We start from the raw sequence: 23099 nt of genomic DNA, 5'->3' as shown, positions 1-23099 counted from the left end.
GATGAGTGCGGAGACGACGGTGGACACGGACCTGGACGGACTTGCGGCCGAGCTGAGCGCGGGCGCCCTGGTCACCGATCGGGATGTCATCGAGTCCTATTCGTCGGATAAGGCCCTGTTCTGTCCGGTGGGGACCGCCTCGGCGCTCGTACGAGCTGCCGACGTCGATGATGTGGTCGCGGTGATGCGCTTCGCCACCGCGCATCGGATCCCGGTGGTCACTCAGGGTGCCAGGACGGGTTTGTCGGGGGCGGCGAACGCCACCGACGGGGCGCTCCTGCTCAACGTCGCGAAGCTGAACGCGATCGTCGACATCGACGAGGTGAACCAGACCTGCCGTGTCCAGCCCGGTGTCATCAACCAAGACCTCAAATCGGCTCTGGCCGAGCACGGTCTGTCGTATCCGCCGGATCCGGGGTCGGTGGCGATCTCCACGATCGGCGGGAACGTCGCGACGAACGCCGGCGGCATGTGCTGTGTGAAATACGGGGTGACGCGAGACTACGTGCGCGGTCTGACCGTGGTCCTCGCCGATGGGACAGTGACCCGGTTGGGTCGGCAGACGGCGAAGGGTGTGGCCGGTCTCGATCTGGCGGGTCTGTTCGTCGGGTCCGAGGGGACTCTGGGAGTCATCGTCGAGATCACCCTCGGGCTCAGACCTCTGTTGACTCCGCCGGTGACCGGTGTCGGGATCTTCCCGGACTTGGAATCGGCCGGGCATACGGTCTCTGAGTTCATGGCCTCCGGGGCGGCCCCGTCGATGCTCGAGCTCATGGACGGAGGCACCGTGGGCATGATCAATGCCTATGGTGATTTCGGGCTGCCCGACGGGGCCGGTGCGCTGTTGTTGGTGCAGTCGGATGCTCCGGGGCAGGCCGGTGTGACCGAGCTGCAATCGTTCGAGGCGATCGCCAGAGCGCAGGGTGCCGATGAGGTGTTCTTCTCCGATGATCCGGCGGATTCGGAGATGCTGGTCGCGGCTCGTCGGGCTGTGTCTCCGGCGATGGAGAAGTACGTGTCGGGGCTCGGTGGGGGAGAGCTCATCGATGATGTGTGCGTTCCTCGGTCCCGCCTCGGCGAGTTCTTCGCCAGGTTGGACGAGATCGCGGCCCGGCATTCGGTGGAGGTGTCCACGGCCGGGCATGCCGGGGATGGGAATATGCATCCGAGTGTGCTCTTCGATGCCCAGGATGAGGCGAGTGTGGCCGAGGCGAAGGAGACGTTCGCTGAGATCATGCAGCTGGGTCTCGATCTGGGTGGGACGATCACGGGTGAGCATGGGGTCGGGTATCTGAAGAAGGACTGGCTGGTGCGCGAACTCGATGCGGGTGCGCGGGCGCTGCAGACCTCGATCAAGGCGGCGGTGGATCCGTTGGGGATCCTCAACCCGGGCAAGATGCTCGGCTGATTCTCCTCTTCATGTCTCGGAATGTGACGGTTCGCGACCGACTGTGACCGGTCGCGGCCGGCCCCGTCAGGGCGCGGCCTAAGGTGCTGGGAAAAGAGAGGAATCCCCATGACGCTCACCCAGCTGCCCGTTCTCGACCTCAGCCTCGCCGATGACCCCGCGACCGCCGAACAGTTCCGCGAGGACCTGCGTCGCGTCACTCACGAGATCGGCTTCTTCTACCTCACCGGCCACGGCATCCCCGACGCCGAATTCAGCCGCATCATCGATGTCGCCCAGAACTTCTTCGCACTGCCCGAGGACGAGAAGCTCGCGATCGAGAACACGAACTCCCCGCACTTCCGCGGCTACACCCGCACCGGCGGCGAACGCACCCAGGGCCGCGTGGATTGGCGCGAGCAGATCGACATCGGCCCCGAACGCACACCCGTGGCCGAACCGGTCAACGACTTCGACCATCTCACTGGCCCCAACCAGTACCCGGAATCGCTGCCCGAGCTGCGGGAGGCCACGGACTCCTGGCATGCGCAGCTGAGCGAGGTCGGCGCACGCCTTCTCGAACAGTGGGCGCTCAGCCTCGGCCAGCCCGGCGATCATTTCGCCGACGCGTTCGCCGAGGATGCCGAATCCTTCATCAAGATCGTTCGCTATCCCGAAGCCGAGTCCGAATCCGTGACCCAGGGGGTGGGCGAGCACCGCGACGGCGGCACCCTGACCCTGCTCTACCCGCAGCCGGGCACCACCGGTCTGCAGGTGCTCACTGACGACGGTTGGATCGATGCGGATCCGATCGAGAACACCTTCGTCGTCAACATCGGCAAACTCCTCGAAGTCGCCACGAACGGCTACCTCAAGGCCACCGTCCACCGGGTCCTGCCGACCGGTCCCGGCCAGGACCGCATCTCCATCCCGTTCTTCTATAACCCGGCGCTCAGCGCCCGCCTGCCCGAGGTCGCACTGCCCGACGAACTCGCCGCCGAGGCCCGCGGGGTCACCGACGACGAACGCGATGCCCTCTACGCCGTCTATGGGGAGAACGCGTTCGCCTCCCGGCTGCGCTCCCACCCGAACGTCGCCGAGAAGTACTATCCGGAGCTCGTGGGGGCCCAGGGCTGAGGAATCGCGTCAGCGGCGAATCTGTTCTGCGAGCACCGCGATGTCGTCGGGACGGACCCGGCAGCAGCCGCCGATGATCCGTGCGCCGAGGCGGGTCCACTCCGCCACCGGCCACGACCCGACGCCGGGCTCCGCGCCGTCGTGCCACGTCAGAGTGTCCGCGTCGTAGGTTTCGCCCGAGTTCGGGTAGGCGATGAGCGGCAGGTCTGTGTGCTTGGACAGTTCGCTCAGCGCCGGGGTCACGAGGGACGGGCGAACGCAGTTGACCCCGATCGCATACACGCTCGCCGAGGCGGCCACCACCTCGGCGAGGTCCGCCAGGGTGCTGCCGTCGGGCATGGTCGGGGCGGTCGTGTCCGTGGTGCCCTGTAGAGTCACGGTCACCCAAGCTGGAAGGCCGATGTCCTCGGTCAGAGCGATGAGGGCGCGGATCTCATCGAGGCGCGGTTGGGTTTCGATGGCGAGCAGGTCCGCACCCGCCTCGGCGAGGGCTTCGATGCGCGGACGATGGAAGGCGGTGTAATCCTCAGGACTCCGGTGATAGCTTCCCGTATACTCGGCGCCGTCGCCGAGCGCCGCACCATACGGGCCGACAGACCCGGCGACGAGGATACTTGTGCTTGGTGCGGCACAGCGATCTGCCGCAGCGCGCGCGATGCGCACGCTGTCGCCGGTGATCCGGCTGCCCTCCTCGGCGCTGATTCCCGCCGCGGCGAACCCGAGCGGCGTCGCCTGGTAGCTCGCGGTCGTGAGTATCCGGGCTCCGGAGTTCGCGAAGGCGGTGTGCACAGCGCGCAGGGTGTCGGGGACACGGCGGATGAGCTCGGCCGACCACAGTGCATGGTCGAGGTCGATGCCGCGATCCTCGGCGGCACTGCCCAGCCCGCCGTCGATGACGATGGGGGCGGCCGCCTCGGCGAGGGTGAGCATCTGGGTGAACGTCATGGACTTAGTTAAGCTTGTCTGGTGACTACAGACGAAACTCCGGCAGCATCCGAGACCGCCCCCATCAACGACCGATCGCAGTTCGGCTTCGAGGTGGGCACCCGCATGGACACGGGCGGACGCACCGGAGTCATCCGCACCCCGCACGGCGACATCCAGACCCCCGCATTCATTCCCGTCGGCACGAAGGCCACGGTCAAGGCCGTGCGCCCCGACGAGGTCGCCGAACTCGGCGGTCAGGCGGTGCTCTCGAACGCCTACCACCTCTACCTGCAGCCGGGATCGGACCTCATCGACGAGGCCGGCGGGCTGGGGAAATTCATGAACTGGCCCGGACCCACCTTCACCGACTCCGGCGGATTCCAGGTGATGAGTCTCGGCTCGGGGTTCAAGAAGGTCATTTCGATGGAGTCGACGGGGGAGCAGAACGACGAGCTCGTCGCCGTCGGCAAGGAACGGCTGTCGAACGTCGACGATGACGGGGTCACGTTCAAGTCCCACCTCGACGGATCGATGCACCGGTTCACGCCGGAGATCTCGATGCGGGTGCAGCACGAACTCGGCGCCGACATCATGTTCGCCTTCGATGAGCTGACCACGCTGGTGAACACCCGCGGCTACCAGGAGGAGTCGCTCGAGCGGACCCGGCTGTGGGCGATCCGCTGCATCGAAGAGCACTTCCGCCTCACCGAGGAGCGGTCGCACCGGCCCTACCAGGCACTGTTCGGGGTGCTGCAGGGCGCGCAGTACGAGGATCTGCGGCGTAAGGCCGCCCGCGACCTGGGCGCGATGGACTTCGACGGCTATGGCATCGGCGGGGCACTGGAGAAGGAGAACCTCGGCATCATCATCCGCTGGGTGTGCGAGGAACTGCCGGAGAACAAGCCGCGGCACCTGCTCGGCATCTCCGAACCCGACGACCTGTTCGAAGCGATCAAGACCGGCGCGGACACCTTCGACTGCGTCTCGCCCTCCCGCGTGGCCCGCAACGCCGCGATCTACACCCGCGACGGCCGGTACAACCTCACCGGCGCGAAGTACCGCCGCGACTTCGGCCCGCTCGATCCCGACTGCACGTGCTACACGTGCCAGAACTACTCACGGGCGTACCTGCGGCACCTGTACAAGGCGAAGGAGATGCTCTTCTCCACCCTGTGCACCATCCACAACGAGCACTTCGTCGTCTCGCTCGTCGCCGAGATCCGCCAGGCGATGATCGACGGCCGCTTCGACGAGCTCGAAACCGAGGTCCTCGGCCGCTACTACGCGAAGAAGTAGCCGCGCTTCCGGCGGTCGCTGCGGTCGCCCGCCGGCCCGTACCGGTCAGTCATCGACTTCTGATCAGCACATCGAGTTCTATCCCGATGACCTGATCAGAAGTCGATGTCGGCCAGTGACAAAACTCGATGGCACTCGCCGACAACCGCTTTCCGTTCGGGCTGACCACTGGGCGTCCGGTGCATCAGTTCGCGAACGCGCGCCGGTCGGCTAAGGCGTCATTGAAATCTACGCTTCAGCCGCGTCGAGTTCGTAGCTGGGTTCGTGGCGTTTGACGAGCTTGATGACCCGGTAGGTCACGGGCAGGAAGATGATCTCGACGGCGACCTTGTAGACGAAGCCGACGATGATGTAGTTGAGGAAGTCGAGCCCCGGGATGACACCGGCGAAGGCGATGATGCAGAACAGCAGCGTGTCGACGAACTCGCCGACACCGGTCGACGTGAGCAGCCGCACCCACAGCTTCGACTCGCCCATGCGCTTCTTCACCGCCACGAGCACCCACGAGTTGAGCAGCTGGCCGACGAAGTAGCCGACGAGGGACGCCGCGACGATGCGCGGGTAGAAGCCGAGCACGGCGGCGAACGCGTCCTGGTTCTCGTACCCGGGCCCCGGAGGAGAGATGAGCACGAGCCAGAAGACGAAGGTGGCCAGGATCTGCAGGGCGAATCCGGTGATCACGGCTTTGCGAGCGGCTTTGAAGCCGTACACCTCGCTGATCACATCACCGAGGATGTAGGCGATCGGGAAGAGGAACGCGCCGCCGTCGGTGACGATCGGACCGAAGCCGATGACCTTCGTGGCCGAGATGTTCGAGATGATGAGCACCGCGCAGAACACGGCGAGGAAGACCGCATAATAGCGGCCCCGGGAGGAAGCGAAAGCTGCGAATCGTGCAGCCGAGGTGGTGGTGTGCGCCGGATCGGTGGTGCGATCCGGCTGCCCAGACTCGGACTCGGAACGCCCAGACTCAGGACTCTTCTGCGACAACGGTGATTTCCTTTCCTCCGGTGACCGTGAGCAGCTGCTCGTACGTCAGAGGCACCATCGAATTCGGTGTCCCCGCGCCGGCCCAGAGAACAGGATAGTCCTTCAGCGACACATCGACATAGGTCGGAATCGGCCCCGGATGACCGCAGGGAGCGACCCCGCCGATGACCTGCCCCGTGGCCTCGCGGACGAGTTCCTTCGACGCCCGGTCGAGGGAGTCGACGCCGATGAGTTCGGCGACATGTGCGGTGTCGACCCGGTGGGCGCCCGAGGCCATGATGAGCACGGGTTCGCCGCCGGAGGAGAAGATGAGGCTGTTCGCGATCGCTCCGACCTCGATGCCCAGCGCTTCGGCCGCTGCGGCCGCCGTCGGCGTCGAGCCGTCGAAGATCTCGATGCGCGGATCGATGCCCGCAGCCGCGAGATCGGCGGCGACCGCCTCGTGGTTGGGGTGATCCCACATCGCCGAGGCGGCTCCGGACTCGGTCTCGGTCGTTTCCTCCCCGTCGACCTCGGTCACGGGTTCCGCGAGGCCGCGACGGCGCAGCAGCGGGGCGACATCCGGGCGGGTGCCGAAGAAGCGTTCGATCGCCGCCATCGGGTCGACCGAATAGCCGGGGGCGAGGATCGCCTCGCGGAAGGCATCTCCGGCTTCTCGGTTGAGTCCGCCCTGGGACTCGAACCATTCGCTCACCCAGGCGGCGATGACTTCGGAGTAGAGGTAGGAGTAGTAGCCGGCCGCATACCCGGAGGCGAAGATGTGCCCGAAGTACGTCGACCGGTAGCGCGGCGGAACGAGCGGCGAGAAGCCGGCCGCGGCGAGCACCTCCGATTCGAAGGACAGGACTTCGGTGATGTGCTCTCCGGCCTCGAGCGAATGCCAGGACAGGTCGAGCATGGCAGCGGCGAGATATTCGATCGTGTCGAATCCCTGCCCGAACTTCTCCGAGGCGATGAGCGCGTCGACGAGTTCGGCCGGCATCGGCTCGCCCGTGTCGACGTGCTTGGCGAAGTGGGGGAGGACCTGCGGGTGGAAGCGCCACATCTCGTTGAGCTGGGATGGGAATTCGACGTAGTCGCGGGGGACGGCGGTGCCGGCCGTCGACGGGTAGGTGGAGTTCGCGAAGAGCCCGTGGAGGACGTGGCCGAATTCGTGGAAGAACGTCGTCAGCTCGGTCGGATTGAGTAGCGTGGGCCGGCCCGGACCGGGCTTGGCGAGGTTGAGCGAGAGGGTGACGACCGGCAGCAGCCCGGTCAGCCGGGAGGCCGGAACCAGCTGGTCCATCCAGGCCCCGCCGCGCTTCGTATCCCTGGAATACGGGTCGATGAGGACGAGCCCCAGGTGACGTTCGTTGACATCGGTGACCTCATAGACGCGGACGTCCTCATGCCAGGCGGTGACACCCTCGTACGGGGCGAACGTGATTCCGTACAGTCCGGTGGCGGCCCGGAAGACGCCTTCGGTGAGGACTGTGTCGAATTCGAAGTACTTGGCCACCTCGTCAGGGTCGATGCCGAATTCGTCGGCGCGGAACTTCGCAAGGTAGTACTTGACGTCTTCGGACGCGACCGTCTCGAGGCCGTAGCGCTCCTTGACCTGCGCAAGTTCCTCATCGAGTTGGGCATTCGCGGGATTGATGAGAGAGGAGACGATATCGGCAGCGGCATCGGGGTTGCCGGCCGTCTGATTGTCGATGGCGAAGGACGAGTAGGAAGGGTATCCGAGCAGATGCGCCTTCAGTGCACGCAGCGCCGTGGTGTCGGCGACCTGGGTGCGGGTGTCGCCGTCGCCGCCGCGGGATCCACGGGCCATCGAGTTGTTCAGCACGTGCCGACGAGTCTGGGCTGTGCTCAGGGATTCGAGCACGCCCTGTTGGGTGAAGTTGTTCAGCGGCAGCAGGTAGCCGTCGACGCCGCGTTCGGCGGCACGATTCGCCGCTGCCGCGATCTGATCGTCGTTCATCCCGGCCAGGGAATCGGCCTCACTGAGGTGGACGGCCAACTCGCGCGTATCGAGCTGCAGCGCGCGGGAGAAGGAGTTCTCCAAAGTGGTCAGTTCGGCCGCGATCGTGGCCATCTGCTCGCGTTCGTCCTCGCCGAGGCGGGCGCCCGCACGCACGAACTGATCGATGGTCAGTTCCTGCTGACGCTTGTCCTCGGGGTTGAGGTCGGAGACCGAAACCTGCTCGATGCGGTGGAAGAGGTCGACGTTCAGCAGGATCTCGGTCTCGGTGGCCGACAGGAGCTCCCAGGTCTCGGAGATGGCGTCGGTGAGTTCGGGACGCAGATGATTCGACTCGATGGCTGCCGCCACGGAGGCGATGCGGGTCATCGGCACGGACGCGGATTCGAATCTCACCGTGGTGGAGAAGAACGTGGACTCGGCGTCGTCGGCGATGATGGCAGCCACCTCGGCGCGGGCGAAATCGGTCGCCGTGCGAACCGCGGTCAGCAGCGTCTCCGGGGTGACTGCGGCGAAGTCGGGCAGCGAATAGTCGGACTGCGGGTCGAGGAACGCTTCCCAGACATCGATGCTGTTCGGATCTGCGCTCATTTTCTCGACGATTCACTTTCTGAAGCGGTTGGGGGTTCGCTCCGATCCTAACGTGAGTCGACCGACCAGTGCATGATCGCTGGTTACACTGGGTTCCATGGGCACTGGGCAGGGCAAGTCCCTCACACTCAACAGCGCGTTCCGGCTCGGTTTCACCGGCGCCCTGGGCGTCGGGTTGGCGATCGTGGTGATGACGGCGCTGCAGTCCGTGGCGACCGTGATCATCTATATCGGTCTGGCACTGTTCCTCGCTCTCGGTCTCGAACCGATCGTGCAGTGGCTCGTCGACCGCAAGGTTCCGCGGTCGCTGTCGGTGCTCATCGTTGTCGTGGCCTTCATCCTCATCGTCGTCGGCGTCGCACTGCTCATCGCGCCGGCCGTGATCAGTCAGATCCAGACGTTCGTCGCGGATCTGCCCGGAATCGTGGCGAACCTTGCCACGACCGGGTGGGTGACGGAGCTCGAAGAGCAATTCACCGGCGCGATCGACATCGATGCGGTGTTCGCCAACATCGCGGACTGGGCCTCGGATCCGAAGAATGTGCTCTCCCTCGGCGGCGGCGTCGTGTCGATCGGGGCGGGAATCCTCAGCTTCCTCACCGGCGTGATCATCGTCGTCATCCTCACCATCTACTTCGCCGTGTCCATGCCGACGATCAAATCCGCGATGTTCTCCCTGGTCGCAGCCTCATCGCGGCCGACGGTCGAGTCCGTCACCGAGGAGGTCACCCGATCCATCGGACGCTACGTCCTCGGTCAGGTGTCCTTGGGCGTCATCAACGGCGTGTGCTCGGCGATCTTCCTCACCATCATCGGTGCCCCGCTGCCGGCGCTGTTGGCGTTCGTGGCGTTTCTCGCCTCGCTCATACCCCTGGTCGGCCCGATCACCGGGGCGATCATCATCACCGCCTCGTGCCTCATGGTCTCGCCCGGGCTGGGCATCACAGCCGGAATCTACTACCTCGTGTACATGCAGGTCGAGGCGTATCTGCTCAGCCCGCGGATCATGAACAAGGCCGTCGACGTGCCTGGCGCCCTCGTCATCATCGCCGCGATCGCCGGCGGAACCCTCGGCGGTGTGCTCGGTGCGGTGGTCGCGGTGCCGGTGGCCGCCTCGGCGCTCATCATCATCCGCAAGGTCGTCGTCCCGGCGCAGGCGAAGAAGTAGGAACGGCTGGCCGACTGTCAGTCGTGGTCGTCGTGGTGGTCTGAACCGATGCGGGTGACGAGGGCGTGGATGATGAGCTTGACGATGAAATATGTGCCGAAATAGCCGACCGCTGCGACGACGAGCGTGACGAGCAGGTTGGACTCCCCGGTGCCGACCACTGACAGTGTGGCGAACACCGTGACGGTGATCGCCGCGAGATACGGGATCAGTCGGAGGACGGGTGATTCGGGCTCGCTCATGGGGCTGAGTCTAGCAACGGGGTACCGGAGCCTCGACGCGGAGTCTAGGGTGGAGCCCATGACTGAAGCCGACTGGAGAGCTCAGCGCGACGATGCCGTCCCCGAAGACGTGGAACGGCTGCTTGCAACCGTGCCGGAATGGTTCGGCAGACCCGAATCCAACGCCGAATACATCGACGACGCGCGCCGCATGGAGACGTGGACGGTCCGCGACGAACATGGCCGAGTCGTCGGAGTCACGTTGGTGACGCATCATTTCCCGCAGACCAGTGAAATCCATTTCACCGTCGTCGACCGCTCCGTCCATGGCGAGGGCGTTGGGAATGCGATGATCGAGGCCATCACCGAGGATGTGCGGGCCCGAGGGGCGCAGCTGCTCGAAGTGAAGACCCTCGGTCCGTCGAAGGACGACCCGAACTATGCACGGACCCGACACTTCTACGAAAAGATGGGCTTCCTGCCTCTGGAAGAGACCGACCTGTGGGGAGCGGACACGCCCTGCCTGATCATGGTGAAGCCGGTGGGCCACCATGCTCAGGGAGGTCAGGGGGGCGATTGGCGGCTGATGCCCACGCCTCATCGGCTGCCTCCGTGGCCCTCGACTGATCCGGAATTCGGCGCGATCCGACTGCGGCGCGTGGAACTTCGTGATGCTGTTATGGCCCGCGACCTGTCCACCGATCCGTACGTGCCGCTGACGGGGACTCTGCCCGGGCACGCCAGCCGTGAGGAGGCTGAGTCCTGGGTTCGGAGACAACAGGGGCGTCACGCAGAAGGGCGGGGTTTCTCGTTCACGATCGCGCGGCGCTCCGACGATGAGGCAGTCGGCCATTGCGGTCTGTGGCTCAAAGACCTTGCAGACGGCCGAGCCAGTGCAGGCTACGCGATCGCGCCCTCGTCGCGACACCGCGGATACGCTGCTGAGGCGCTCGTTGCACTGACGAACTTCGCCTGGACGATTCCCGGGCTGAGTCGAGTCGAACTCTTCATCGAACCGGGGAATTCCGGATCACTGCGGACCGCTGACAGAGCAGGATATGTTCGCGAACGAGTGCTTGTGGAACACCAGGAGATCGGCGGCACTCGGCGAGACATGGTGCTGTACGCCGCAAGTCGCCCACCTTCGGAGTCGGTTGAATGAGATCGAATAAAGCTAGGGACTTGACCGAAAAACTCAACGGCATTCGCGCCATCGTCTTTGACGTCGGCGAGACTCTGGTCAATGAGACCCGAAGTTGGTCGGAGCTGGCGAACGAAGCGGGAATCTCGGAGTTCACTTTCTTCTCTGTGTTCGGGTCACTGATCGAAAGGAGAGTTGATCATCGAAGCATATGGAACGAACTGGGAGTGCGACCGCCCACAGCGAAAACTACAGTCACACTTGCAGACCTCTACGCAGACGCAGCTGCGTGCATCGAGGCAGTCAAGACATCTGGAAGAATCGTGGGTATCGCGGGCAATCAGCCAAATGGAGTTGAGCGACAGCTAAGGGCTAACGGTCTGTCCCCTCACTTTCTGGCTTCATCGGCAACATGGCGTGTGAGCAAGCCGGAGCCCGAATTCTTTGATCGCATAGTCGATGCCGCAGGTGTTGAGGCTGGTCAGATTCTCTATGTCGGAGACAGAATCGACAATGACATCGTCCCTGCGAAGCAAGCAGGAATGATGACAGCATTCCTCCAGCGGGGGCCTTGGGCTGTCATCCAACGGAAGTGGTCGGAAACGAGAGCCGCCGACATCTGGCTGGAATCGCTCGAAGCACTAACAGAAGGCCTGTGTGGAACGGACTCTCAGAACTCGATCACGAAGCAATGACGGCTATTGTCCGCACCCGGGTTCCGACCTAAGGTGAGAGGACACGGACACATCCGCTCCGCGCCTCCGACCGCCATCGGACGAGGCACGTGTTGTGGGGTGGATGGACTCACACGAAGGAGTGTCATGGCAGTCTACTCAGCACCCGGTACCGACGGCGCGCTCGTCACGTTCAAGCCCCGTTATGAGAACTACATCGGAGGAGAGTGGGTGCCGCCGAAGGACGGCAACTACTTCGAGAACATCACCCCCGTCACCGGGCAGGCCTTCACCGAGATCCCCAGCTCCACCGCAGATGATGTCGAGACCGCACTCGATGCAGCCTGGGCAGCGGCACCGGCCTGGGGCAAGACCTCGGTCGCCGAACGGTCGAACATTCTGCTCAAGATCGCCGACCGCATCGAATCCAACCTCGAGATGCTCGCCGTCGCCGAAACCTGGGACAACGGAAAGGGAATCCGTGAACCCCTGGCAGCAGACCTCCCGCTGGCCGTCGATCACTTCCGCTACTTCGCCTCAGCCATCCGGGCGCAGGAAGGCGGCATCTCACAGATCGACGACGACACCGTCGCCTACCACTTCCACGAGCCCCTCGGTGTGGTCGGACAGATCATTCCCTGGAACTTCCCCCTGCTCATGGCCACATGGAAGCTCGCACCGGCGCTCGCCGCCGGCAACTGCGTCGTCCTCAAACCTGCCGAGCAGACTCCGGCATCGATCCTCGTCCTCGCCGAACTCATCGGCGACCTGCTGCCTCCCGGCGTCCTCAACATCATCAACGGATTCGGCGTCGAAGCCGGCAAACCGCTGGCGTCGAACAAACGCATCCGCAAGATCGCCTTCACCGGAGAGACGACGACCGGCCGCTTGATCATGCAGTACGCCTCGCAGAATATCATCCCGGTCACCCTGGAGCTCGGCGGCAAGTCACCGAACATCTTCTTCGACGACGTCATGGCCGCCGACGACAGCTTCAGAGACAAGGCGCTCGAAGGCTTCGCGATGTTCGCTCTCAACCAGGGCGAGGTCTGCACCTGCCCGTCTCGTGCACTCGTCCAGGACTCGATCTTCGACGACTTCGTCGCCGCCGGCGTCGAACGCGTCCGCTCCATCAAACAGGGCAACCCGCTCGACACCGACACCCAGGTCGGCGCACAGGCCTCGAACGACCAGTTCGAGAAGATCATGTCCTATCTGAAGATCGGCAAGGATGAAGGCGCCGAGGTGCTCATCGGCGGCGACAAAGCCGAACTCGACGGCGACCTCGCCGGCGGCTTCTACATCCAGCCGACGATCTTCAAGGGCACGAACAAGATGCGAATCTTCCAGGAGGAGATCTTCGGACCCGTCGTGGCCCTGACCTCGTTCTCCGACTACGACGACGCGATCGCCACCGCCAATGACACCCTCTACGGCCTCGGCGCCGGCGTCTGGGCCCGCACCGGCAACACCGCCTACCGAGCCGGACGCGACATCCAAGCCGGTCGCGTCTGGGTGAACAACTACCACGCCTACCCGGCCCACGCCGCGTTCGGCGGATACAAGTCCTCGGGCATCGGACGTGAGAACCACAAGATGATGCTCGACCACTACCAGCAGACGAAGAACCTGCTGGTCAGCTACTCCGAAAATGCACAAGGATTCTTCTGATGAGTGAAACAGCCGAAACAGCCGCTCTCGAATCGACACCGACGATCGAGGGCGAAGAGAAATCGCGAGTGGCGATGACTCAGGCCGCCATCGACCTGCTCGCCGACCTCGTCGACAAACACGGACAGCTCATGTTCCACCAGTCCGGTGGCTGCTGTGACGGCTCGTCGCCCATGTGCTTCCCCGAAGGCGACTTCCTCACCTCGGAAGCCGATGTGCTGCTCGGCCACTTCGACCTGCCCATCGACGATGCCGAGAAGGCCGGACTGGACTTCTGGATGTCGACGGAGCAGTTCGAGTACTGGAAGCACACACATCTGACGATCGATGTGGTGCCGGGACGGGGGAGCGGCTTCAGCGTCGAATCACCGACGGGAAACCGCTTCATCATCCGCTCGACGCTCATGGACGTCGGCTGAGACGAGGCGTGGCCGGGTAGCCGGCGCAGCTGATGCCCGATTGTGTGGTCGATCCACGGCGTTCTGATCGCAGAAAACGCCGTGGATCGACCACACCATCGACGCCGTAGGACGCATGCAGCCACCGCGCCTGCGAGAAGAGGTCACTTCCCGGCGTTCAGCACCTCGGGTTCGCCGAGGGAGAGCATCAGTCGGTTCGCCCAGTTGAAGAAGGCGGCACAGCTGAGTGCGTCGATGATGTCGCCGTCGTCGAGACCCGCCGCACGCAGCTGCTCGACGTGTGCGACGCCGAAGGACTGCGGGGTCAGGGTCAGCGCCACCGAGGCATCGACGACGGCATCCCACACCTGATCACCGAGGTGGCTCTTCGTGCCGATTCCCTCGTCGAGGAGGCACTGGACGACGTCACGACGCCCGGATTCCTCGGTGGCCCGATCGGCGTGGACCGACGCACAGAACAGGCACCCGTTGAGCCGCGAGGCCGCTGTCGCGGCGAGTTCGCGTTCGGCCCGGCCGAGCCCGTCGGTGGTGTTGAAGAAGATGTCGAAGTCGGTCAGGGTCCGTGCCTTGAGTGCGGCAGGATCCCTCGCCAGCAGCCGGAAGTACGGGTTCTTCGCCCGTCCGGCCTCGATGAGGGCATCCCGTTGGTCATCGCCGAGGTCCAACTCGGCGACGGGAGCGATCCACGGCACCCACCCGAGCCCACCTTGCTGGAACAGCTTCGGGCGGTGGAGATTCGGATACGTCTTCACCCTGTCGCCGACGGCCTGCAGAGCTTCGTCCACTCTCGCCGAGGCGGGGCCGTCGTCGGCATCGTCCGTCTCGTTCGCGGATTCGCCTTCCGACCGGTCCGCCTGGTGCGGTTGAGTATCCGCGGTCGCTGAGGCCGCATCGGTGAGCGCGGCGAGTCCGGTGCTGATGCGGATCTGGAAGTTGAGGAACGACACGAGCTGAGCGAGAGTGACGATGCCGTCCTCGTCCCATCCCGCCTCGAGCAGAAGCGCGAGGTGACCCGGGCGGCTGTCGCGCGGATGGAGAACGAGAAGATGAGCGAATTCGAGTCCTGCCGTCAGCTTCTCACCGAGTCTCTCCGCCGTCGCCTCGGCGGCAGTCAGCCACGGCCCGGGAACGTTCTCTTCGGCCAACGCCGTGGATTCGAAGATTCCGTAGGGACCAGCTGTGCCGGCAGGCGAGGTTGCCTCGTCGAGGAGTTCGGCGACCGCCCAGGACACGGACTCGTCTTCGTCACGCAGGAGATCACGGTAGAACTCCTCGGCCCGAGTCGAACCGAGCAGACCCGCGGTGAACGCGGCGACCGCATAACGGTCGCGGAAGCTCACGCTCTTCGGATCAGCGGGTTCGAGCAGAGCCTCGAAACTCAGCTGCGCGTTCTCCTTCGCCTGCGCCCGGTGGCCGCGCAGCTCATCGAGAGGATCGTTCGCCGCGATTCCGGCGAGGAGGTTGATGATATCTGCCATCTCAGTGCACCTTCTCCTTGGTCACGGAGAACCCGAGGGCGGGTGCCACCTCGGTGGCCAGCAGTTCGATGGACCGCAGAGCGGTCTCGTTCGTCGCCGGAACCGAGTGCACCTGGAAGCTGACGTCGGTGGCACGATCGAGGACGCGGTCATGCTGCAGACGTTCGCTCACCTGCTCGGGCGTGCCGAGGTAGGTGTCGGTGGCGACGAGGAGCTCATCGAGGCTCAGTCCGGAGGTGTCATAGCCGACGAGGCGGTCGGCCTCGGCCCGCAGCGCTGGCTCGGTGATCTCGCGCAGCCGGGACAGATCCTCGGCATCGGCGACCACGGCGGTACGAGAGGCGAGGATACACGGTTCGGCCCCCTCGGGCAGCTGGGAGAGATAGGTATCGATGACCGGCAGCTGCACCTCGTCGAGGAGTGCCGCCGGATTGTCCTGGGGACGCGGCTGAGTCCGCGAGAGCATGAGACCGTCACCGGCAGCGCCTGCCGCACCGGCTCCGCCGGCGGAGAACGTCGCCTGCCACAGTCGTCGCTCGAGGCTCGGACGCTGCCCATCGGGAGCGGGGTAGAGACCATGGTCGGTGGGCAGCCGGTCGCCTGAGAACAGTGTGCGCAGGGTCGCGAGATTGTCGGCGAAGACCTCACGACGCTCATCGGAGCTCGTGCCGAAGGCGGGGAACGACTTCGGGTTCCCGCCCGAGCCCAGACCGATCTCGAGGCGACCGCCGGAGAGCTCGTCGAGGACGGCGGCGTCTTCGGCCACGCGCACGGCATTCTCCATCGGCAGGGTGATGATCGCGGTGCCCAGAGAGATTCGGGTGGTACGGGCGGCGGCGTGGGAGAGGAAGACGAGCGGGGACGGCAGCCCGCCCTCGGCCGCGGAGAAGTGATGCTGGGCGACCCAGGCCGAATGGAAGCCGAAGTCCTCGGCCGCCTCGATCTGTTCGAGGGCGAAGCGATAGCGGTCTGCGGCGGGGGCGTCTTCGAGCAGGCGGGTGAAGAATCCGAGCTTCGGTCCGCCTACCTGAGTGTCGGTCGCCTGAGTGTCGGTGGGTTGCGGGGTCATGGTTCTCAGCTTTCTGCTGCTGCTGCGGTGAGCAGGGTCGGGGTCGCCGGTCGATTGTTCGCAGGCGCTGCGGCGACCGACAGCGTCGCGGGACGGGGGATCGCCTCGAGCAGAGTGCGGGTATAGGCGGAGCGCGGGTGAGTGAAGATCTCTTCGGTCGCGCCGTCGTCGACGAGGTGTCCGTGCGACATCACGGACACCGTATCAGCGATCTGGCGGACGACGGCGAGATCATGGGTGATGAAGACGTAGGTCAGACCGAGCTCCCTCTGCAGCTCGTCGAGCAGTGTGAGGATCTGCGCCTGCACGGTCACGTCGAGGGCCGAGACAGCCTCGTCGAAGACGACGAGTTCGGGTTCGACGATGAGGGCGCGGGCGATCGCCACTCGCTGCAGCTGACCGCCGGAGAGTTCGGCGGGACGCCGATCGAGGAAGTCGGCAGGCAGCGCCACCCGGTCCATCGCTTCGGTCACGAGCCGCGGTCGGGAGGCGCGATCGCCGAGGCGGAAGTTGCGCAGAGGCTCCGTCAGCGTCGACCGGATCGAATGCTTGGGATCGAGAGCGGAGAACGGGTTCTGATGGACGAGCTGCACGGTGCGCCGGAACTCTCGCAGCCGCTGCCGTGAGGGACGACCGCGTCCGAGCTCCGCAGCATCGAAGTCACCGATGCGCACATGCCCGGACTGCGGGGTGAGGAACCCGGTCAGCGCTTTGCCCGTGGTGGTCTTGCCCGAGCCGGACTCGCCGACGAGACCGTGCGTGGTCCCGCGCGCCACGGTGAAGTCCACACCCTCGATGCCGGTGATCCGATCATCCGTACGGTCGAAGACATGGGTGAGCGATTCGACGGAGACGAACGGGTCTGTGGACTCCCTGGTCGCCTCGGCGCGGGCAGTTCGTGCCTTTGTCTGCAGTGCGGGAGCATCGGCGATGAGACGGGTGGTGTAATCGGTGGCCGGGTCGGAGAATACCCGTCCGGCCGGCCCCGATTCGACGATGCGTCCGCCCTGCATGACCACGACCTCGTCGGCGCGTTCGCCGGCGACGGCGAGATCGTGGGTGATGAAGAGGATGCCCATCGCGGTCTCGGCGCGCAGTTCGTCGAGAAGGTCGAGGACCTGCTTCTGGACGGTGACGTCGAGGGCGGAGGTGGGTTCGTCGGCGATGAGCAGGCGCGGGCGCAGCGCGATGGCAGCGGCGATGAGCACACGCTGCCGCATCCCACCGGAGAGCTCATGCGGGAACTGGTCGGCCCGCTTCTCCGGCTGGTCGATGCCGACCCGGTCCAGGAGCTCGACGACCTGGGCGCGAGCCTCGGCGCGGCCCGCGCGACGGTGGATGCGCAGCGCCTCGGCGACGGACTTGCCGACCGTCTGCAGCGGATTGAGCGAGGACCCCGGATCCTGTGGGACGTAGCCGATCTGAGATCCGCGCACACCGCGCCAACCGGAGGTGCCCAGGCTGAGCAGATCAACCTCGCCGAGGCGGATCCGCCCGGCCGCGACCCTGGCCGAGGAGGGAAGGAGACCGATGACGGCGTTCGCCGTCGTCGACTTCCCCGAACCGGATTCCCCGACCACGGCGGTCATCGCACCGGGACGGACCGCGAGATCGAGCTCGCTCACGGCCGGTGCCGCGGAGCCGCCTCGGTGGGAGTATTCGACGGACAGGCCGTCGATGCGCAGCAGTGAGGAGTCGGTCATGATGTCACCTTTCGCAGGGTGTTGCCGATCTGGTGGGTGGCGAGCACGATGGCCATGACCACGAGGCCGGGCAGCACTGTCAGCCACCAGGCGGTGGCGACGAAATTGCGGCCTTCAGCGATGATGAGTCCCCATTCCGGGGTGGGCGGCGGGGTGCCGTAGCCGAGGAACCCGAGCGTGGAGATCTGGAGGATCGCCGAACCGACCTGGAGGACCGCCAGCGAGAGCACGGGAGAGATCGAATTCGGGAGGATATGGCGAGTGAGGACGGAGAAGAAGGTGCCGCCGGAACCGTAGGCCGCGGCAACGAAGTCGCTCGTATTGATCTGCACCGCCTGTGACCTGGCGAGACGCGCGAACTGCGCGATGGCGGTGACGCCGACGGCGATGGCCGCGTTGATCGTGCCGAAGCCGAGGACCACGACGATCGAAAGGCTGAGCAGGATCGCGGGGATGGACAGCAGCACATCGATCAGGCGCATGAGCACGTCGTCGATGAGTCCGCGCCGGGTGCCGGCGATGAGCCCGATCGTGGTGCCGACGATCAGCCCGACCCCGACGGCCACGAGCGCGGCCAACAGGGACTGGGAGGCGCCGTAGACGACTCGGGTGAAGGCATCCCTGCCGGTCTGGTCGGTGCCGAACCAATGCTCGAGACTCGGTGCCAGCAGGGCAGGGGTGTCTCCGCCGTCGTTGGGGTCGAAGTGGGTGAAGAGCCCGGGAGCCAGCGCCCAGGCGACGGCGATGAGCAGAACCAGAGCGGAGACGATGGTCGCCGGGGAGAGCGCGGCGCGTGCCCGGCCGCCGCGTGCGCGCCGGGTCTCGGTGCCCTGGCCGCGGGTGAATACGATGCTCACGAGTTCTTCTCCTTCGTCTCGTCATCCCATTCGAGGTCGACGCCGACGCTGGCAGCGGATGCCGTGAGAGCGCGACGTGTCGGTTCGTCGTGGCTGCGCAGGGCCCTGCCCGCCGAGGCGGAGCTGCGTTTCGTGCGCAGCCGGACGTCGATGACGGGGTAGAGGAGGTCGACTGCGAGGTTGATGATGACGTAGCCGAAGGTGGCGATGACCACGACGGCCAGGAGGATCGGATTGTCTCGGTGGGTGACCGCTTGGGCGGTGATGAGTCCGATGCCGTTGCGGCCGAACACGGTCTCGGTGACCACGGCGCCGGCGACGAGTTCGCCGAAGACGAGGCCGATGATCGTCAGCCCCGGCAGCACCGCATTGCGGGCGACGGTGTGGACGAGGATCCACAGTTCGGAGGCGCCCTTCGCGGTGGTGACCTTGACGAAGCCGGAGGCCTGCACCTCGGTGATGGAGCGGATGAGCACCTGGGCGATCGGGGCCGAGAGCGGAACCGCCACGGTCAGGGTCGGCAGTACGAGCGCCTCGGCGGGGCCGGGATCGACGACTGAGACGACGCCGAGTTGGAAGGAGAAGACCTGGATGAGCAGGATTCCGAGCCAGAACACCGGGATCGAGATGAAGAGGCTGGGCACCGAGTCGAGGACCCGGCACACCCGAGCCGTCGGCCCGGTGGACGGTCCGAAGGTGGCGAAGACGGCGATGATCACGGCGAGGACGAGGGCGGTGACGAACCCGGAGGCCGCGAGGACTGCGGTCGACGGCAGAGCCGCAGCGATGATCGTCGACACGGCCGCACCGGTCTGGACCGAATAGCCGAAGTCGCCGGTGAGGAACCCGGTGAGGCTGAGGACGTAACGCGACCACCAGGAGTCGTCGGCACCGGTGGCCTCACGGATCTCAGCGATCTGGTCATTGGACAGACCCAGCGCCGGATCGGCGAAGCGGGCAGTGACGCCGTCGCCGGGGATGAGGCTGAGCAGGATGAACGCCGCTGTGAACGCGAGCAGCAGCACGAGGATCGCTTGGCCCAGGCGCAGGAAGAGGTAACGGGTGTCGAGGATCATTTCTCTCCTGCCAGCCAGGTGCTGTAGAAGTCGGGCCGTCCCACGGGTTCGGTGGCGAAGCCGTGGACGCGGCGGCGGAAGGCGAAGACCTGCGGCTCTTCGAAGAACGGCAGCACATAGGCCTGGTCGACGAGGTAGTTCTGGACCGCCTCGGCGGCCTGCTGGCGCTTCTCCTGGTTCGGTTCGGACGCCAGCGTTTCGAGGAGTTCGTCGACCTTCGCATCGACCGAATCCGCGTCGGCGTCGGGGCGGTCGGCTCCGTTGAGGAAGACATCGCGGTTGACAGACGAGTAGTTCGAGCGCAGGTTGTCGAAGTCGGCGCGGGCGACCATGGAGTGGTAGATCTGCACGGTGTCGAGTTCGAGGGCGTCGAGGGTCTGTTTCGATTGGTCGCCGGGATTGATCGACAGGCGTACGCCCACACGGCGCAGCTGCTGTTGGATGAGGGTCTGGACCTCGTTCGACCGCGGCTGCGGCAGAGCGATATTCACCGTCAGCGCCAACGGCTGCCCGTCTTTGACACGGTAGCCCTGCTCGTTGCGCTCACTCCACCCGGCCTCATCGAGGAGGCGATTCGCCTTGTCCGGGTCGAAGTCCCACGACCCCGACTGGTCGACATACCCCATGGCGCCCTTGGCCAGCAGACCGGTGGCCAGCGGGTAGTTCGGGGTGAAGAGCTTGTCGACGATCTCCTGGCGATCGATGGCGGCGATGATCGCTCGCCGGACGTCGATATCGGCAAGCAGGTCGTGGCGGAACCGGAAGTTGATGCTGTTGTTGATTCCGTTCGTCGCCTTCGCATAGAGGCGCAGCCCCTGCTCGGTCACACGGGACTCATCAGGTGCTTGGACGTCGCGGACGCCGTCTGCCTGTCCGGAGAGCACTGCTCCGATGCGCACGGAGTATTCGTTGTTGGTCAGATAGTCGATGCCGTCGAGGTGGGCTCGGCCCTGGTGCTTCAGATGCGGGGGAGCCCAGTCGTAGTCTTCGCGGGCACGGACGGAGAGCTTCGTGCCGATGGTCTCGGCCGTGATGTGGAAGGGCCCGCAGGTGTGGATCTGCGTGGCTCCGCCCGGGCCGAAGCCTTCGGCGTCGAGGTAGAGAGTGGAATCGGCGAGCAGTCCTGCGTTCATCGTCGACGTCGCCTGCGCGAAACCGGGGGAGGGGGCGGAGAAGTGGAACCGAACCCGATGCTCGTCGAGGACTTCGCTGCGCTCGTAGTTCGAGATCTGCTCGGACACCGGCAGCGTGCGTGCTTCGTCGCCGAGACCGAACAGGTCGAAGTTCTTCGCCACATTCTCAGGTGTCAGCGGTGAACCGTCCGAATAGGTCACGCCTTCACGGATGGTGAATGTGTAAGTCGTGGCATCGGCGTTCGTCTCCGGCAGTTCGGTCGCCAACCACGGATAGAGCTTGAGTGTCTTCGGATCCTGCCACAGCAGGCGTGCGGAGATGTTGTTCATGATCCCGCCGTTGGGGTAGAAGCCGACCGACGGCGGGTAGAGCAGAGTCCAGGTCTGGGGTTCGAAGTAGGTGAGCACTCCACCGCGGACGGGTTCGCCCTCGGCCAGCGAACCGGAATCGTGGGGTGTGCAGGCGCTGAGGGTGAGCAGAGTGCCGAAACCGAGACCGAGGCTGAGGACCGAACGGCGGTCGAGGCGGCGCTGAGTCAGACGCGCGGAGGCGGAGAGACGGTCCGGCATGGAAGAGGTCCTTCGGGCAAGTGGGATGGAACAGAGGGAGCTGAGTGTGATAGTTCAACAATATGCGGACATCGCAGGTGCCGTTGACGGCAGACAGGGGCGGTGTCCGGCACGGAGCCCGAAGTGGATGTGCATGCCACGAGTAAAGCGCATCCGTGCAATCGCCGTCAATCCGGGGCTTAATATTGAGACATGTTGAACAGTGCGGAATTCGATCATCTCGTTATTGCCGTCCCAGATCTGCAGAAATATGTTGAGCAATGTGAGGGTCGTCTGGGGGTGAGTGCGGTCGACGGTGGTGCGCATCCGGGCTTGGGCACGGCCAACGCGCTGCTCGGACTCGAGCTCAGCGATGAACTCTCCGATTCGCTGGGACTCACACGTCAGAGCGGTCCGAAACCGCTGACGTACCTCGAGATCCTCGGTCCCGACCCCGAGCAGGACCCGGTGCTGGCGGCCGCGCGGTTGGCCGGGGTCACGGCGCCGACCGTGCAGAGGTGGGCGATCCGTCCGGACGATTTCGACGGCTTCGTCACGGCCGCTGCGCGGTCACGGGAACCGCGCGTCCGCCTCGGCGAGGTCCATGACATGACCCGCCGAAGACCGGACGGAGCCGTTCTCGACTGGCGCCTGACCAGGCACACCCCGCTGCCGTGGTCGGGGATCCAGCCGTTCCTCATCGACTGGAAGGACTCCGAGCATCCCGCGATGCAGGAGATGCCGTCGGTCCGACTCGAGCGCCTGTGGGGCGCGAGCGAGGACCCGGATGCGGTAGGTTCGGTCCTCGACTTCTTCGGCATCGGACTCGACATCATTGCCCTCGATGTCGAAGAAGGGGAGACTGAGGGCCTACACGCTCATCTGAAAGGTCCGGGTGGATCATGGACTCTCTGAACACCATTCCCGCGCAGCTCGACCACCTCATCATCACGGTGCCCGACCTCGACGCCGGGGTCGCCGCCGTGGAAGAGGCCACCGGGCTGCGCGCGGTTCCCGGCGGTTCGCACCCGGGGCGAGGGACCGCGAACTATCTGCTCGGACTCACCCCGAATGGTTGGCCGGAGGGAGCCCACACCTACCTCGAGATCCTCGGCCCCGACCCGCAGCAGGAGCCGCTCGCCGACGGCACCCTGCCGCTCGACGCTCATCTGGCCGCCGAGCCGACCTTGCAGACCTGGGCCATCCATCCGCCGGCGTTCCTCGCGAAGATCGCGGCCGCGAACACCGCGGGCATCGACTTCGGCGAGGTCCAGGACATGGCTCGGGACACGGCCGAGGGCGACCGCCTCGAATGGCGACTGACCACCCGATCTCCATTGCCGCATGATGGTGCGCAGCCGTTCCTCATCGACTGGGGCGAATCCGTCCATCCCGCCGAGGCGGCCCTGCCGACCCTCGAACTGCTCGATTTCCGTGTGGAATCGCCGGAACCCGAGGCGGCGCGGCAGGTGCTCGAGGTACTCGGGGCCGGTGACACCGCGGTGGTCGAGGGGCCGGTCTGTCGTCTGCGTGCCAGGTTGCGCGGGCCCGGCGGCGTGCTCGAGTTCTGACTTCGCCGAAAAACGGGCTGAGTGTCGAGACACGGGTGTGTGCGCACGTTTCTCGACACGCAACCCGTTTCTCGATGA

The 23099-nt window shown here is 65.4% G+C and carries 20 protein-coding genes; 10 read left to right on the top strand and 10 right to left on the bottom strand.

Translation table 11 applies throughout. The annotated features are described in order from the left end of the window. The first annotated feature begins 1 nt into the window (after position 1). Entirely contained in the window at positions 2 to 1408 is a 1407-nt protein-coding gene (locus tag HIM68_RS16470; RefSeq protein WP_139909698.1) for an FAD-binding oxidoreductase, read from the top strand. A gap of 108 nt (positions 1409 to 1516) precedes the next feature. Next, positions 1517 to 2524 carry an isopenicillin N synthase family oxygenase gene (locus HIM68_RS16465; protein WP_139469327.1) on the top strand — a complete coding sequence of 336 codons (1008 nt, stop codon included), beginning with the start codon at positions 1517 to 1519 and terminating at the stop codon, positions 2522 to 2524. A gap of 9 nt (positions 2525 to 2533) precedes the next feature. Here the strand turns inward: HIM68_RS16465 and mmuM are convergent, their stop codons facing one another. Next, positions 2534 to 3469, bottom strand: coding sequence for a homocysteine S-methyltransferase (gene mmuM, locus HIM68_RS16460; RefSeq protein WP_172174115.1), 936 nt, complete (start codon positions 3467 to 3469; stop codon positions 2534 to 2536). Positions 3470 to 3490: 21 nt separating this feature from the next. Here mmuM and tgt point away from each other — a divergent pair, with 21 nt between their 5' ends. After that, complete coding sequence (gene tgt / locus HIM68_RS16455) at positions 3491 to 4747, top strand: tRNA guanosine(34) transglycosylase Tgt (RefSeq protein ID WP_139469329.1); 1257 nt, start codon at positions 3491 to 3493, stop codon at positions 4745 to 4747. A gap of 228 nt (positions 4748 to 4975) precedes the next feature. Here tgt and HIM68_RS16450 read toward each other — a convergent pair whose 3' ends face one another. Both HIM68_RS16450 and HIM68_RS16445 read right to left on the bottom strand, forming a co-directional pair. After that, on the bottom strand, positions 4976 to 5737 hold the full coding sequence (locus tag HIM68_RS16450) for a queuosine precursor transporter (RefSeq protein ID WP_248284022.1): 762 nt from the start codon (positions 5735 to 5737) through the stop codon (positions 4976 to 4978). After that, positions 5718 to 8291 carry a M3 family metallopeptidase gene (locus tag HIM68_RS16445; RefSeq protein ID WP_139469330.1) on the bottom strand — a complete coding sequence of 858 codons (2574 nt, stop codon included), beginning with the start codon at positions 8289 to 8291 and terminating at the stop codon, positions 5718 to 5720. Before HIM68_RS16445 ends, HIM68_RS16450 begins: the two co-directional genes overlap by 20 nt. A gap of 97 nt (positions 8292 to 8388) precedes the next feature. Here HIM68_RS16445 and HIM68_RS16440 point away from each other — a divergent pair, with 97 nt between their 5' ends. After that, a complete protein-coding gene (locus HIM68_RS16440) occupies positions 8389 to 9459 on the top strand; it encodes an AI-2E family transporter (protein ID WP_139469331.1) in 1071 nt (356 codons plus the stop codon). 17 nt (positions 9460 to 9476) lie between these two features. On the opposite strand, the gene HIM68_RS16435 is transcribed toward HIM68_RS16440, so the two are convergent. Further along, positions 9477 to 9701, bottom strand: a complete 225-nt coding sequence (locus HIM68_RS16435; RefSeq protein ID WP_139469332.1) for a hypothetical protein — start codon at positions 9699 to 9701, stop codon at positions 9477 to 9479. A gap of 58 nt (positions 9702 to 9759) precedes the next feature. On the opposite strand from HIM68_RS16435, the gene HIM68_RS19080 reads away from it, so the two are divergent. The 4 genes from HIM68_RS19080 (at position 9760) to HIM68_RS16410 (ending at position 13585) form a co-directional block, all read left to right on the top strand. Beyond that, positions 9760 to 10842: a GNAT family N-acetyltransferase gene (locus tag HIM68_RS19080; protein WP_253904008.1), complete on the top strand. Its 1083-nt coding sequence runs from the start codon at positions 9760 to 9762 to the stop codon at positions 10840 to 10842. 20 nt (positions 10843 to 10862) lie between these two features. Continuing rightward, positions 10863 to 11516, top strand: coding sequence for an HAD family hydrolase (locus HIM68_RS16420; RefSeq protein WP_172174112.1), 654 nt, complete (start codon positions 10863 to 10865; stop codon positions 11514 to 11516). Positions 11517 to 11642: 126 nt separating this feature from the next. Further along, complete coding sequence (adh, locus tag HIM68_RS16415) at positions 11643 to 13166, top strand: aldehyde dehydrogenase (RefSeq protein WP_172174109.1); 1524 nt, start codon at positions 11643 to 11645, stop codon at positions 13164 to 13166. Beyond that, a complete protein-coding gene (locus HIM68_RS16410) occupies positions 13166 to 13585 on the top strand; it encodes a DUF779 domain-containing protein (protein ID WP_139469337.1) in 420 nt (139 codons plus the stop codon). Before adh ends, HIM68_RS16410 begins: the two co-directional genes overlap by 1 nt. Positions 13586 to 13728: 143 nt before the next feature. On the opposite strand, the gene HIM68_RS16405 is transcribed toward HIM68_RS16410, so the two are convergent. Genes HIM68_RS16405 through HIM68_RS16380 form a run of 6 tightly spaced genes read right to left on the bottom strand, consistent with a single transcriptional unit; the run spans position 13729 to position 21471 of the window. Further along, complete coding sequence (locus tag HIM68_RS16405; RefSeq protein WP_172174106.1) at positions 13729 to 15063, bottom strand: alkylhydroperoxidase domain protein; 1335 nt, start codon at positions 15061 to 15063, stop codon at positions 13729 to 13731. 1 nt (position 15064) lies between these two features. Further along, positions 15065 to 16132, bottom strand: a complete 1068-nt coding sequence (locus HIM68_RS16400; RefSeq protein ID WP_172174103.1) for a putative FMN-dependent luciferase-like monooxygenase — start codon at positions 16130 to 16132, stop codon at positions 15065 to 15067. 5 nt (positions 16133 to 16137) lie between these two features. Further along, positions 16138 to 17835, bottom strand: coding sequence for an ABC transporter ATP-binding protein (locus HIM68_RS16395; RefSeq protein WP_172174100.1), 1698 nt, complete (start codon positions 17833 to 17835; stop codon positions 16138 to 16140). After that, positions 17832 to 18686 carry an ABC transporter permease gene (locus HIM68_RS16390; RefSeq protein WP_139909700.1) on the bottom strand — a complete coding sequence of 285 codons (855 nt, stop codon included), beginning with the start codon at positions 18684 to 18686 and terminating at the stop codon, positions 17832 to 17834. The genes HIM68_RS16395 and HIM68_RS16390 overlap by 4 nt, the downstream gene beginning before the upstream one ends. Before the next feature lie 2 nt (positions 18687 to 18688). Continuing rightward, the gene (locus tag HIM68_RS16385; RefSeq protein ID WP_172174097.1) at positions 18689 to 19768 is read right to left on the bottom strand and encodes an ABC transporter permease; all 1080 of its coding nucleotides are present in this window, start codon (positions 19766 to 19768) and stop codon (positions 18689 to 18691) included. Beyond that, positions 19765 to 21471, bottom strand: coding sequence for a TIGR04028 family ABC transporter substrate-binding protein (locus tag HIM68_RS16380; protein ID WP_172174094.1), 1707 nt, complete (start codon positions 21469 to 21471; stop codon positions 19765 to 19767). The genes HIM68_RS16385 and HIM68_RS16380 overlap by 4 nt, the downstream gene beginning before the upstream one ends. A 192-nt stretch (positions 21472 to 21663) precedes the next feature. Here HIM68_RS16380 and HIM68_RS16375 point away from each other — a divergent pair, with 192 nt between their 5' ends. Continuing rightward, entirely contained in the window at positions 21664 to 22365 is a 702-nt protein-coding gene (locus HIM68_RS16375) for a VOC family protein (RefSeq protein WP_172174091.1), read from the top strand. Continuing rightward, on the top strand, positions 22353 to 23021 hold the full coding sequence (locus HIM68_RS16370; protein ID WP_172174088.1) for a VOC family protein: 669 nt from the start codon (positions 22353 to 22355) through the stop codon (positions 23019 to 23021). Before HIM68_RS16375 ends, HIM68_RS16370 begins: the two co-directional genes overlap by 13 nt. The last annotated feature ends 78 nt before the right edge of the window (positions 23022 to 23099 follow it).

This window comes from Brevibacterium sp. CT2-23B (genome assembly GCF_013168765.1).
In the GTDB taxonomy this organism is placed as follows: Bacteria; Actinomycetota; Actinomycetes; order Actinomycetales; family Brevibacteriaceae; genus Brevibacterium; species Brevibacterium sediminis.
Note: the sequence above shows the minus strand (reverse complement) of the source record. Positions and strands in the feature narration are given on the sequence as shown.